The following is a 14,208-nucleotide window of genomic DNA, read 5'->3' as shown; positions in this document are numbered from 1 at the left end:
AAGGCGGAGTATCAGTCGATACATTTTTCGACTGATACTCCGCCTTCGCGAGCAAGCCCGCTCCCACATTTGGTTTATGTTGATCTCAAGAATGCGTTTCTTCATCGAGAACTCAATGTCGCAAAACCCGCCTCCCGCCCAACCCGCCTACGTCTTGCACTCGCGCGCTTATCGCGAGACCAGCGCGCTGGTCGACTTCCTCACGCCGCAAGGTCGGTTGCGGGCGGTGTTGCGCAGTGCGCGAGGCAAGGCCGGGACGCTGGCGCGGCCATTCGTGGCGCTGGAAGTGGAGTTTCGTGGCAAGGGCGAGCTGAAGAATGTCGGGCGCATGGAAAGCTCCGGCGCCTCGGCGTGGCTCAATGGCGAGGCGCTGTTCAGTGGTCTCTATCTCAACGAGTTGTTGATTCGCCTGTTGCCTGCCGAAGATCCACATCCTGCCGTGTTTGATCACTACGCCGCGACGCTGCTGGCCCTGGCTGAAGGTCGCCCGTTGGAGCCGTTATTGCGGTCCTTCGAATGGCGTTTGCTGGATGATCTCGGCTACGGCTTTTCTCTGAATACGGACCTGCACGGCGACCCGATCGCGCCGGGCGGTCTCTATCGTCTGCAAGTGGATGCCGGGCTTGAGCAGGTCCATCTGCTGCAGCCGGGCCTGTTCAACGGCACCGAACTGCTGGCCATGGCCGAAGCCGACTGGTCCGCCCCCGGCGCCCTGTCTGCCGCCAAGCGCCTGATGCGTCAGGCGCTGGCCGTTCACCTCGGCGGTCGTCCCCTTGTAAGCCGCGAGCTGTTCCGCAAGCCCTGATATGCTGTGCGCCGAATCTCTCATTTCAGGAGCGCACCCGTGACCACCAGCAATCGCATTCTTCTTGGCGTGAACATCGACCACGTCGCCACCCTGCGTCAGGCCCGTGGCACGCGCTACCCGGACCCGGTCAAGGCGGCGCTGGACGCGGAAGAGGCGGGGGCCGATGGCATCACGGTGCACCTGCGTGAAGATCGCCGGCACATCCAGGAGCGCGACGTGCTGCTGCTCAAGGATGTCCTGCAAACGCGCATGAACTTCGAAATGGGTGTCACCGAAGAGATGATGGCGTTCGCCGAGCGCATTCGCCCGGCGCACATCTGCCTGGTCCCGGAAACCCGCCAGGAGCTGACCACCGAAGGCGGTCTGGATGTGGCAGGGCAGGAAGAACGCATCAGGGCTGCGGTCGAACGTCTGTCGAAGATCGGCAGCGAAGTGTCGCTGTTTATTGATGCTGATGAACGTCAGATCGCTGCATCGAAGCGCGTCGGTGCGCCGGCCATCGAGCTGCACACGGGGCGCTACGCCGATGCCGAAACTCCGACTGAAGTGGCTGAAGAGCTCAAACGTGTCGCTGACGGTGTCGCGTTTGGCCTGGCGCAGGGGCTGATCGTCAATGCCGGGCATGGTCTGCATTACCACAACGTCGAGGCGGTGGCGGCGATCAAGGGCATCAACGAGTTGAACATCGGCCATGCGCTGGTGGCGCATGCGCTGTTTGTCGGGTTCAAATCCGCCGTATCGGAAATGAAGGCGCTGATCCTGGCTGCCGCCAAAGTCTAAAGGACACCGCATAACAACTGTGGGAGCGGGCTTGCTCGCGAAAGCGGTGTATCAGTCAGAGATGATGTCGACTGACATTCTGCATTCGCGAGCAAGCCCGCTCCCACATTTGGATTTGGGGTGGCTTTTAGAGCGGAGCAGGCTCTTGCGCCGGTTTTGACTTGTCGATCCCCGGCACGTGCAGATTGCCCTCAGCGACCTGATCACCTTCAAGCTGCGGCTGAGTCACCCAGGTCAGGATGTCGTAGTAGCGACGGATGTTCGCCACGAAATGCACCGGCTCGCCGCCGCGGGCGTAGCCATAGCGGGTCTTGCTGTACCACTGTTTCTGCGACAGGCGCGGCAGGATTTTCTTCACGTCCAGCCACTTGTCCGGGTTCAGACCTTCCTTGGCGGTCAATTTGCGCGCGTCATCCAGGTGACCGCTGCCGACGTTGTACGCGGCCAGGGCAAACCAGGTGCGATCCGGTTCCTTGATCGAGTCGTCGAGCTGATCCTTCATATACGCCAGGTACTTGGCGCCGCCCATGATGCTCTGTTTCGGATCGAGGCGATTGGACACGCCCATCGCCTGCGCGGTGTTCTGGGTCAGCATCATCAGGCCGCGTACGCCGGTTTTTGAGGTCACCGTCGGTTGCCACAGCGATTCCTGATAACCGATGGCGGCGAGCAGGCGCCAGTCGACTTTTTCCTTCTTGGCGTAGTTCTTGAAGTGCTGTTCGTATTTTGGCAGGCGCTGCTGCAAATGCTGGGCGAAAGTGGTGGCGCCCATGTAGCCCAGCACATCAACGTGGCCGTAATAACGGTCTTTCAAGCGTTGCAGGGTGCCGTTCTTCTGTACTTTGTCCAGATACGCGTTGATTTCGTTGAGCAGGCTGTTGTCTTCGCCCGGGCCGACCGCCCAGCTCTGGCTGCGCGCATCGCCAAGGTCGAAGGCGACGCGGATGTTGGTGAAGTACACCTGATTCATTGCCACTTCGTTGGAATCGACCAGGGTCAGGTCGATCTGGCCTTCATCGACCATGCGCAACAGGTCGACCACCTCGACGGCGTCAGATTCTTCGTATTCGATGCCGGGAAATTTCTGTTTCAGCTCAGCCAGCTGTTCGGCGTGGGTGCTGCCCTTGAGCACGGTGATCTTCTTGCCGACCAGGTCCGCCGGATCGGTCGGCCGCGACTGGCCGTTGCGATAGATGATCTGCGGGGTGACTTCGAGATAAGAGTGGGAAAACCGCACCTGCTTTTTGCGTTCGTCGCTGCTGACCAGGCCGGCCGCGGCGAGGACCGGGCCATTCGGCTTGCCGACCTGATTGAACAGGTCGTCGAGGTTGTCGGCGGTCTCGATCTTCAGTTCGACGCCCAAATCGTCGGCGAAGCGCTTCACCAGCTCGTATTCGAAGCCGGTTTCGCCGCTGCGATCCTGAAAGTAGGTGGCGGGGCTGTTTCGGGTAATCACCCGCAGCACACCGTCCTCCTTTACGCGCTCGAGCGTGTTGGGTTTATCAACACAGCCACCGAGCATCAGGAAGAGTCCGGTTGCGATCAGCCATTTGGCGTACCGCGGACGCAAAGCCGTTGGGAAAAACATCTGCGCAGTATACGCAAACGGCCACGGGCGCCATATCTCGACAGCACTGTATGAGTCTGCTAAGGGTCACAAAATCGAGCGAAACCCCATGAAAACGGGCCTTGAGGGCATTTTGTTACAGTAAAAATAAGCAGCGCTCAAATGGACGATTTACCTGACTTTTGGGGCAGAAACACACAATGCGGTCAGAGTGCAACCGTGCGTAGCGTTTCGGGTGATGTTGAGGGCGGTTTAGGCTAGAATGCACGGCCTCAAAGCACACCCCTTCCCGAGGCTGTCCCGAAGATGTTGATCCTGCGCGGCGCTCCTGCCCTTTCTGCCTTTCGCCACAGCAAACTCCTTGAGCAACTGAGCCAGAAGGTTCCAGCTGTCAGTGGCCTGTATGCTGAATTCGCTCACTTCGCCGAAGTCACCGGCGTCCTGACCGGCGACGAACAGCAGGTGCTTGCGCGCCTTCTGAAGTACGGCCCAAGTGTTCCGGTTCAAGAGCCGACCGGTCGTCTGTTTCTGGTGTTGCCGCGTTTCGGCACCATCTCGCCGTGGTCGAGCAAGGCCAGCGACATCGCCCGCAACTGCGGCCTGAGCAAGATCCAGCGCCTGGAGCGCGGTATTGCCTTCTACGTCGCCGGCCAGTTCAGCGAAGCCGAAGCCCAAGTGATTTCGGACGCCCTGCATGACCGCATGACCCAGATCGTGCTGGCCAGTCTCGAGCAGGCCGCCGGTCTGTTCAGTCACGCCGAACCGAAACCGCTGACGGCCATCGACATTCTTGGTGGCGGTCGCGCTGCGCTGGAAAAGGCCAACACCGAACTGGGCCTGGCCCTGGCCGAAGACGAGATCGATTATCTGGTCAACGCCTTCAATGGTTTGAAGCGCAACCCGCACGACATCGAACTGATGATGTTCGCCCAGGCCAACTCCGAGCACTGCCGCCACAAGATTTTCAACGCCAGTTGGGACATCGACGGCCAGAGCCAGGAAAAAAGCCTGTTCGGCATGATCAAGAACACCTATCAGATGCACAGCGAAGGCGTTCTGTCGGCGTACAAGGACAACGCCTCGGTGATCGTCGGCAACGTCGCCGGCCGTTTCTTCCCGAATCCTGAAACCCGCCAGTACGGCGCGGTGCAGGAGCCGGTGCACATTCTGATGAAGGTCGAGACTCACAACCACCCGACCGCGATCGCACCGTTCCCGGGCGCATCCACTGGTTCCGGTGGCGAGATCCGTGACGAAGGCGCAACCGGTCGCGGCGCCAAGCCGAAGGCCGGCCTGACCGGTTTCACCGTATCCAACCTGCAGATCCCGGGCTTCGAACAGCCGTGGGAAGTACCGTACGGCAAGCCTGAACGCATCGTTACCGCGCTGGACATCATGATCGAAGGGCCGCTCGGCGGCGCTGCGTTCAACAACGAATTCGGTCGTCCGGCGCTCACGGGCTACTTCCGTACCTTCGAGCAGTCGATCAGCACCCCGCACGGCGATGAAGTTCGCGGTTATCACAAGCCGATCATGCTCGCGGGCGGCATGGGCAACATCCGGGAAGAACACGTCAAGAAAGGCGAGATCGTCGTCGGCTCCAAGCTGATCGTGCTCGGCGGCCCGGCGATGTTGATCGGTCTGGGCGGCGGCGCCGCTTCCTCGATGGCCACCGGCACCAGCTCGGCGGATCTGGACTTCGCTTCCGTGCAGCGCGAAAACCCTGAAATGGAGCGTCGCTGCCAGGAAGTCATCGACCGTTGCTGGCAACTGGGTGACAAGAACCCGATCAGCTTCATCCACGACGTCGGCGCGGGCGGTCTGTCCAACGCCTTCCCGGAACTGGTCAACGACGGCGACCGCGGTGGCCGCTTCGAACTGCGCAACATTCCCAACGACGAGCCGGGCATGGCCCCGCACGAAATCTGGTCCAACGAATCCCAGGAACGTTACGTGCTGGCGGTTGGCCCGGAAGATTTCGAGCGCTTCCAGGCGATCTGCGAACGCGAGCGTTGCCCGTTTGCCGTCGTCGGCGAAGCCACCGCCGAACCGCAGCTGACCGTGACCGACAGCCACTTCGGCAACAACCCTGTGGACATGCCGCTGGAAGTGTTGCTGGGCAAGGCGCCGCGCATGCACCGTTCGGTGGTTCGCGAAGCCGAACTGGGCGATGATTTCGATCCGTCGAATCTCGATATCACCGAGTCCATCGAGCGCGTTTTGCACCACCCGGCCGTGGCGAGCAAGAGCTTCCTGATCACCATCGGCGACCGCACCATCACCGGCCTTGTGGCGCGTGACCAAATGGTCGGCCCATGGCAGGTGCCGGTGGCCGACGTTGCCGTCACCGCCACCAGTTTCGACGTCTACACCGGTGAAGCGATGGCAATGGGCGAGCGTACTCCGCTGGCTCTGCTGGACGCTCCGGCGTCGGGCCGCATGGCCATCGGCGAAACCATCACCAACATTGCCGCCTCGCGCATCAACAAGCTCTCCGACATCAAACTGTCGGCGAACTGGATGTCGGCGGCCGGCCACCCGGGCGAAGACGCACGTCTGTACGACACCGTCAAAGCGGTCGGCATGGAGCTGTGCCCGGAGCTGGGCATCACCATTCCGGTGGGCAAGGACTCGATGTCCATGGCCACGCGCTGGAACGACAACGGCGAAGAAAAAACCGTGACGTCGCCGATGTCGCTGATCGTGACCGGTTTCGCGCCAGTGGCTGACATCCGTCAGACCCTGACCCCGGAACTGCGCATGGACAAGGGCACCACCGACCTGATCCTGATCGACCTCGGTCGCGGGCAGAACCGCATGGGCGCCTCGATCCTTGCACAAGTGCACGGCAAACTCGGCCAGCACGCGCCGGACGTCGATGACGCCGAAGACCTGAAAGCCTTCTTCGCGGTGATCCAGGGCCTCAACGCCGACGGTCATCTGCTGGCGTACCACGACCGTTCCGACGGTGGTCTGCTGACCTCCGTGGTGGAAATGGCTTTCGCCGGCCACTGCGGTCTGAGCCTGAACCTGGACAGCGTTGCCGAATCCGCCTCGGAAATCGCCGCGATCCTGTTCAACGAAGAACTCGGCGCGGTTATCCAGGTTCGTCAGGACGCTACCCCGGACATCCTCGCGCAGTTCAGCGCCGCTGGCCTGGGCGACTGCGTGTCGGTGATCGGCCAGCCGATCAACAATGGCCAGATCAACATCACCTTCAACGGTGACACTGTGTTCGAAGGCCAGCGCCGTCTGTTGCAGCGTCAGTGGGCCGAGACCAGCTACCGGATTCAGCGTCTGCGCGACAACGCCGAATGCGCCGAGCAAGAGTTCGACGTGCTGCTGGAAGAAGACAACCCGGGCCTGAGCGTCAAGCTCAGCTACGACGTCAACCAGGACATCGCTGCGCCTTACATCAAGAAAGGCATTCGTCCGCAAGTGGCCGTGCTGCGCGAGCAGGGCGTCAATGGTCAGGTGGAAATGGCCGCCGCATTCGACCGCGCCGGTTTCAGCGCGATCGACGTGCACATGAGCGATATCCTCGCTGGCCGTGTCGACCTCAATGAGTTCAAAGGCTTGGTGGCGTGCGGCGGTTTCTCCTACGGCGACGTGCTCGGCGCCGGTGAAGGCTGGGCCAAGTCGGCGCTGTTCAACAGCCGCGCCCGCGATGCCTTCCAGGGCTTCTTCGAACGTAACGACAGCTTCACCCTCGGCGTGTGCAACGGTTGCCAGATGATGTCCAACCTGCACGAGCTGATCCCGGGCAGCGAGTTCTGGCCGCACTTTGTGCGCAACCGCTCCGAGCAGTTCGAAGCGCGCGTGGCAATGGTGCAGGTCCAGGAGTCGAACTCGATCTTCCTGCAGGGCATGGCCGGTTCGCGCATGCCGATCGCCATCGCCCACGGGGAAGGGCATGCCGAGTTCTCCAGCGAGGAAGCGTTGCTGGAAGCCGATCTGTCCGGTTGCGTGGCGATGCGTTTTGTCGACAACCATGGCAAGGTCACCGAAGCCTACCCGGCCAACCCGAACGGCTCGCCGCGCGGAATTACCGGCCTCACCAGCCGCGACGGCCGCGTGACGATCATGATGCCGCACCCGGAGCGGGTTTTCCGCGCCGTGCAGAACTCGTGGCGCTCGGAAGAGTGGAACGAAGACGCACCGTGGATGCGCATGTTCCGCAACGCTCGCGTGTGGGTGAACTAAGCGTCGTGTACAAACTCGCTTTTTTTGTTCCCGACAGTCATGTCGAAGTGGTCAAAGACGCTGTGTTCGCTGCCGGTGGCGGGCGAATTGGCGACTATGACCATTGCGCCTGGCAAGTGCTCGGGTCTGGTCAGTTTCGGCCTCTGGACGGCAGTCAGCCGTTCATAGGCGAGGCGGGGCAGGTTGAGCGGGTTGAGGAGTGGAAGGTCGAGCTGGTGGTGGCAGACGAGCTGATTGTTGCTGTTGTGGCAGCGTTGAAGCTTAGTCATCCCTACGAAACACCGGCTTATGAGGTGTGGCAGTTGGCAGATTTCTGACCGCTGCTGTTGAAACAGAAAACCCGCTGAAAGTGATTTCAGCGGGTTTTTTGTTGCCTGCGATGGGCTACCAACCGCGGCAGCCCGGCGCAAGATCGTCGACTCAGGTCACCGGCCTGAGATTGAACTCGCTCCGTAGCATCATGATGAGCTCTTCGAGGGTTTTGAAACGGTCCAGCGCTCTATCCCGGTAATCAATGAAAAACAGGCCTTTGTCGTCCACCTGGATCGGCGTCTCGACGGTTTCACCGGTGCGAGATCGATGAACGAGGCGGGTTTCCCGAGTATTCGGGCGCTCGATGATGAATTGCCCTGGCTCGGTCAAGCGTTCGCGTTGTACAGCTGCGGGGGCTGGGTCGAGCCGCTTGCCGGGGATGCCGACCTCCATTTTGAAATCACTGCGTATTGCGCGAGTGGCAGTGGGCATGCTTTCGGTGGCGACCTCCCAGTAACCGCGCTGAAGGCGTTGAGCGAGCGCGGGCGTCGTGTCGTGCACGTGCAGGCTGACGGCACCAAGCATATCCGCCAGGCCCGGTACCCCCAGGTTGTAACCAGTGTGGGCGCTGCCGACGAAGGCGATCCACTTGTGCGGCCCGTTGGCCAGTTGGTCGGCTTCGATCACTCTGGAGGCAAAATAGCTGAACATGCGGTTGCGCTGTACGCGCGGGTCGGAGAGCGCGTTCATGTGATAGCTGGCGACGCAATCAAGCGCTCTGATGCGATAGCCATATTTGGCAGCTTTTTCAATAACGCTGGTGTAATTGTCTGTCGTGCCTTTGTAGAACCGCATGTGCCCTTCGTCCTGACTGCTCAGGTATCGGCGCAAATGGGCGGACATGGTCTTGCCGGCACAGAAATCGTCCAGGTCAGCTTGATGCAAATCGGTCTGCAAATGTTCCACATACAGCGTTTTGTAGCGGCCTTTGTGTTTTTCCAGCTGCTTGATCAACAGCGCCTTGCTCGATTGCGCCGAATGGGCTTCGCCGAGCACCAGGCCGGCAAAGTCACCGTCGGCCACTTGCTTGAACAGTGAGTCCGCTGTGGCGTCCGTAGTGAGCGTCGGCAGTGTCGCTCGAGCGGGCGGGGTGTAATGGGTGAAATGACTCTCTGCCTTCTCTAGCAGTTTTTTGCGCATGTCGATAAACGCATCGGCCGCGTCCGCCTTGGCCTTTATGACGTGCCCGTACCGCGGGTCCAGTCCGCGTGGTTGGTGATGCATTTCATGCAGCTGTTCGTGGTGTACCGATGCAATGTCGAACTCATCGAAATGCCCAGTACCGGAGCCGGAGGCAGCGACGGTTTTTGCCGGCGTCCTCGGCGCTTTGTACGCGGTGGGCAGCGTCATGTGGTAATCGCCTTTGGCCGCTGCGTCGCCGGTGATCGCGCCGGTGGTATCGACCTTGATCCTCGCCGGTTGACCCAGAGCGACATCCTCGATGCGCAAGGCGATGGCGTCATGCAGGTCAGCGAGGCCTGGCGTGGTGTTGTGGGTCACCATTCGCGAATCATCGGCCAGGACGATCCAGCGCTCGTCCGGAGTATCGGCGATGTCGGCGGCAATGGCCTTGTGCGAATAGAAGTTGCGGATGTTATTGCCTCGTGGCGTCAGCGGCGAAGCATCTTCAAGTTTCAACACATCGTCCAGCTGGTAGGAGGTGGAGGCATCCAGTGCCTTGATCTTCAGACCCTTTTTGCGCGCCTCGCGCACAAGCGCCACGAAAGAAAACGGGGCTTTGGGCGGGTACCCCAATGCGCGGTCGATGGCCTTCAAATGTTCTTTGATGTGCTGCCAGGTGCCTCCCTTATTCAGTTTTTCCAGCTTGAGATGAAAGACATCGTCCGGCAGGTATTCCAGATAAAGGCGCTTGAAGCCTCTTTCGATCAGCGCGTCAATGTTCGTGATCAGCGCTTGCTTGCTGGCAATGGAGCCGGGGCGGGCACCGATCACCAGGCTCTTGCCGCTGAAGGCTTCGCTGGCGATCAGTTGTGCAAAGGTCGTGTCGGCAGAGACAGCAGGAACCGGGGCCCGGGCCGACAGTGGCGCCAGCGTGTCCCAATGCCGGGTGGCGGCGGCGGTCAGTTTTTCGGCCTGTAGCAGGTGGGCCTTGCGCGTCTCATGAAGATCCATCACCGCGGCGCCGACAATCGTGTCGGGGTGGCTCCTAAAGTCCTTGCTGCGAGCGATGACCTCCTTGCGCGTTTCTGGATTCATGGCGCTTTCAAGGCGATCGCGGTATTGCGGCGGTATGCCGAATTCCTTGTGCAGCCCAGGCGTGTCCGAAACGGCTTCATACTTCGGCGCGCCGCCAGCCACGCCGCTTCGCACCATGACGCCGTCGGCGTTGGGTGATACCAGCATGCCGGTCGAGCGCAGTGTGCCGGTGTCAGGGTCGAGGCGATGCAACAGAAAGCGGCCGAGTGAGTCCGGATCTGTCGCAGCCCAAAAGGTCTGTCCACGGAAGACCACCGGTTGTATGTCCGTCGGCAGCGTGGAAACCGCTTCCAGCGGTTCGATCAGCTTCAATGCCTCTTCGGGGGTGGCTGCGGCGGCCCGCAGGCGTGGCAAGCGCACCACCTGTTTGAGCGAACGCAGCGCCGGGCGCAGGTCGGTCAGCAGCGCGCCGGCACTGTTGAACAGGTAACCAAGCAAATGCTGCAGCGCCATGGCGTTGTCACCCTGTCGGTAGGCGTGCAGGGCGAGCATGGCGTCTTTGAAGGCCAGCAGCACGCCGGTGGTCAGGCTCAGCAGCGGAAAGGGCGCGGTGGCAATCGCCGTGACCCATTCGACGCAGGTCCAGATCAGCCCGCCGATCATCTGCGCACGACTGGTGGTGGTAGCGTGAACATCGTCGATCTTGCGCTGCAATTTCATGTCGTAAAGGGCGTAGCGCATGTCACTGACCGGCGCGACCGAGCGGGTCGAGTCGTAACGCGAAGGGCTGGGCGTGGTTCTATTCAGCCTGTCAGGCAAGCCTTTGCGAGCGCTGTCGAGGAACGTGCGAACCCGGCTTTGCGCTTGCACCCCAACCCGTCCTGCGAGGTATCCGCCGAATCCAGGCTGCTGTTTGAGCAGGTAATTGAACAGCCTGGCTTCACGGAAACTGACCCCGTCCGGTGCTTGCGGGGTGTAGAGCAGAACCGGGTTCTTGTCGTGGCTGAACAGCCAGGTGTCGATGACCCATTCGCCGTCGATCATCAGGCGATGCAGGGCGTAGCGAGTGCGTGTCTCTGGCGTCGTATCGCCCAGGCTGTCGATACTCTGTTCGAGCCATTGCAGGTCCGCACTGGCGATGTGTCCTTGCAACTGGCATTCAAGAGCGGCGCGCTTCATCTGGCGCTGGGTAATCGCCAGCGTGGTGTTGCGTCGCAATCCGTAGCCCACGCTTGCAGCGCTTTGCAGCTCGGCCTTGACCTTGTCGGTATAACGTTGGCCGATCCAAACGCCGGTGACCGAGCGCGCGACGTTTTGCGGGGTCAGTGCACTCACATCAATCCCCGGCGGGCCGGTGAAACGCGCCGACTGCGAAATTTTCGGATCGATCAGGCCGAAATTATCTGGATAGCCGTCACGAAACAACCGTGTGTAGGTCAGCGGCGCCGGTGTCTGTGACGGCACGACCGAGGTCTGAGCGTGTACCCGCACGCTATCCGGATCGACGTCGTTGGCGGGACGATTCAGCAGACGGTTGAGGCTGATTTTCGCCTGTTCGTGGACATAGGCGTCAAAGCCTTGAAAACCGCTGCCCGAAGAAGGGTGCTTGTCGAATGCACGAAGGACACACTCGGCCTCTTCGGTCAGCGTGGTGAGCTTTTTGCGGTTGCTGGCCGAGGTCGAGCGGTACCACAGCGGGGTGCCGAAGTCATAGTCGTCAACGCGCGTAGCCAGCAAGTGCCGGGTCATAGCCCTGAGGCAATCGCGGTGAGTGCCGATATTGATGAATTTGACTTCCTTGTGTTCCATCGCCTCAGGCTTGAAGCCCAGCGCCGCGAGGATTTTCTGCATGTTCTGGCGAAAACGCAGCGGCGTGCGGTTGACCAGATAGGCTTTCATGCTGTCGGCGGCGTCATTGTGAGCGGCCCACCCGAGCAGATGGGTCTGACACTCCAGCTCGCTGGCAAACGCCTGAAACTGCTGCTCTCGCGGGGCTTGCGGAGTACACAGCAGTACGCGCTTGAGGGCGCCGGAGGCATCGCTCTGGCGCAGGACCCAGAGGTCCTGGAGTTGCGCACCGTGCAGCGACAAAAGCGCGGCTTGCAGGTGTGACGCATTGCCGGCGCGCAAGTCCTGAATCAATTGCCAGTCACTTGCGAGCAAATGGCCTTGCAGCCACGCCGTGTAGGCCAGCGCGACAATGCGCTGATCGAACATATGCTCGATGGCCTGGCTGACGGCGGGCAACGCGTGCATTTGTTTTTGCACGTTGGAAAAATCGATTCGTGGTTGCAGGCTCAGTGCTTGCCGGATCAGCCATGCCGGCGTCACGTCTGCGTATTCTTCAGGCAGCGGCGCGTTGTTGTACGTGAGGGTGGTCTTGAGCAGAAAATCCGAACCCGCCGACTCATCCCCCGTATGCGGGCAGAGCAGGGCCAGATCGGTCAGGCTGCGTTGGTGCTCATACACGCCGTACCCGGCGAGATGGCGACGGGTATTGATCTGTAAGTGGTCGGGATCAAGGTCGTCGATCTCCAGGTCATCGCTGAGCCGCTCCAGCCATTGGTAGCGTGCCAGCGTCGGTGGACTGGTCGCCGCCCCCATCAGTTGCAACAGATCGTGACGCGCCTGGCTGTAGTTGTGCAGATGCTGCGCCAGTTCGGTTCGGCGGGGTTCGCTGGCGCTGCGATACCAATCCGGTGCGCTGTAATAAAGGTGGCGTTCAAACAAGGTTTGCGCGCGTAGTTCGAGGCGCGGCGTGAGGTCCGGCAGTACGTCGGCGATGGCCCGGTCGAGCGCTGCGCACAACCGGGCAGCGTCATGTTGCGGGTTGTCGATCAGGCTCAAGGCGCGTTCGACATCCTGCGTGCGTTTATCGATCAACGCATCATAGGTATGTTCGAACAGTGGCTCACTGTCGATCAACGACAGCTGCAGCGGCCAGATTCCGGCGACGCCCACTCCATGGAAACGCGAGGGCAGCATGTGCATGAATTCGTCTTCGGCTGTGGCGTGCTTCACACACTTGAGCAGGTGAGCATCAAGGTCGGCCAGAGAGTCGAAGAACTCAATACCTCTGGCCGGGGTGAACAACACCGCAAACCCGACGCTCTGGTCGGAAAGCAAGTCGCTGACCCTGGGGTGATCCTTTTCGGTGATGACAAAGGCTCCGGCCAGTTCGACGGTGTTTTCCTGATAGCTGAACTGTAAGGCGTACATGGCCGGACGCAGCATCGGCGCCAGCGCGGTTTTTTCCAGGAGCGCGCCGACTTGCGGGTGCAGCAGCCGATCCTTGACGGCCTGGCGGGCCTCCTGTTCCAGAGCGGTAAACCCGGCCTCGTAGATCAGGTAGGTTTTCGCAGGCTTGCCCTCGATGCGCTCGTTCAGGTCCAGGTTGATCAGTTGCGTGTTGAGGCGGATTTTCAGTGTCGCGAGCAGCTTCTTGCCTTCTTCGCTGTGCAGGTCGCTGTTGGCCAGTTTCTGGTACAGCGGACGGCTACGTTGCAGGTAGCGTTCGCGGTAGTCCTTGAGCTGCTCGTCGAGGCGCTTGAGGTAGCGCTGTTCGGCGGTCGGCGGTTGTTCATCGAGCAGTGGGGTGTCGATCCTGAACAGGTTTTGTCCGATCTGGTTGAGGTCGCTTTTGGTTTCTGCCGGTGAGGGTGGGCTGTTGGGTGTGCTCATGGGCACGGTCTCCAGGCTGGTGGGAAGAGCCTTCAGCATGGCGAGGGGGGTGGCGGCTTTGGTGGTAGATATGTATTGCGGGGGATCGCTGGTTTTCGCGTGGTGCCCTTCACTGGGGGGGGGGAGCGAGCTACAGCTTGCGAAGGCGGCCTGACAGTTGGCCTGGCTCTGGCGGGTTGGGGGGAATATCCGTTTTTTTTGGTGCTGCGGCTGGCGGTTCCGCCCTTACGGCGGGTGACTTTGGGGGCCCAAAGTAACCAAAGGCCTTTTGCCCTGACGTGCGGCCCCTCGCTGTGGCTCGGGGTGCCTTCGCTGCGGGATCGATCCGGGCGCAGCGTTTCCGGTTTGCTTCGCTGCACCTCCTTCCGCTGTGTACGACTTCGTCGTACGGTCGCTGCGCTCCCACCCCCGGATCAATCCCTCCGCTCAGCCTTCCGACGGGCGCCGTGCATCAAGATCAAGAGCGTTACTCGAGCTAACGCTCATTGTGTTGAGTGGTGAGAAGCAAAAGCGGCACTCGAGCTAACGCTCATTGTGTTGAGTGGTGAGAAGCAAAGGCGGTACTTGAGCTAACGCTCATCGTGTTGAGTGGTCAGAAGCCAGAGCGGCTTGCTTTTGCTTTTCTGTGGGAGCTGGCTTGCCAGCGAAGGCGGCCTGCCAGCCGACCCATATCCATCAGACTCCACGCGATTCAATTGTA

The 14,208-nt window shown here is 60.9% G+C and carries 6 protein-coding genes; 4 read left to right on the top strand and 2 right to left on the bottom strand.

Annotation, left to right across the window (positions count from 1 at the left end):
- Nucleotides 1-115: 115 nt before the first annotated feature.
- On the top strand, nucleotides 116-805 hold the full coding sequence (recO, locus tag HU755_RS26795) for a DNA repair protein RecO (protein ID WP_186638251.1): 690 nt from the start codon (nucleotides 116-118) through the stop codon (nucleotides 803-805).
- Nucleotides 806-844: 39 nt separating this feature from the next.
- Nucleotides 845-1,588, top strand: coding sequence for a pyridoxine 5'-phosphate synthase (gene pdxJ, locus HU755_RS26790; RefSeq protein ID WP_186638249.1), 744 nt, complete (start codon nucleotides 845-847; stop codon nucleotides 1,586-1,588).
- 127 nt (nucleotides 1,589-1,715) lie between these two features.
- Here the strand turns inward: pdxJ and mltF are convergent, their stop codons facing one another.
- Nucleotides 1,716-3,176, bottom strand: coding sequence for a membrane-bound lytic murein transglycosylase MltF (gene mltF / locus HU755_RS26785; RefSeq protein WP_186621292.1), 1,461 nt, complete (start codon nucleotides 3,174-3,176; stop codon nucleotides 1,716-1,718).
- A gap of 285 nt (nucleotides 3,177-3,461) precedes the next feature.
- Between mltF and purL the strand changes: the two genes are divergently transcribed.
- A complete protein-coding gene (purL, locus tag HU755_RS26780) occupies nucleotides 3,462-7,358 on the top strand; it encodes a phosphoribosylformylglycinamidine synthase (RefSeq protein ID WP_186638246.1) in 3,897 nt (1,298 codons plus the stop codon).
- A 5-nt stretch (nucleotides 7,359-7,363) separates the two neighbouring features.
- Nucleotides 7,364-7,675 (top strand): YqfO family protein, encoded by a 312-nt coding sequence (locus HU755_RS26775; RefSeq protein WP_186551272.1) that lies wholly within the window; start codon nucleotides 7,364-7,366, stop codon nucleotides 7,673-7,675.
- A gap of 103 nt (nucleotides 7,676-7,778) precedes the next feature.
- On the opposite strand, the gene HU755_RS26770 is transcribed toward HU755_RS26775, so the two are convergent.
- Entirely contained in the window at nucleotides 7,779-13,508 is a 5,730-nt protein-coding gene (locus tag HU755_RS26770) for a membrane-targeted effector domain-containing toxin (RefSeq protein WP_186638245.1), read from the bottom strand.
- Nucleotides 13,509-14,208 lie beyond the last annotated feature (700 nt).

The organism is Pseudomonas sp. SWRI111, from assembly GCF_014268555.1.
GTDB lineage: Bacteria > Pseudomonadota > Gammaproteobacteria > Pseudomonadales > Pseudomonadaceae > Aquipseudomonas > Aquipseudomonas hamedanensis.
Note: the sequence above shows the minus strand (reverse complement) of the source record. Positions and strands in the feature narration are given on the sequence as shown.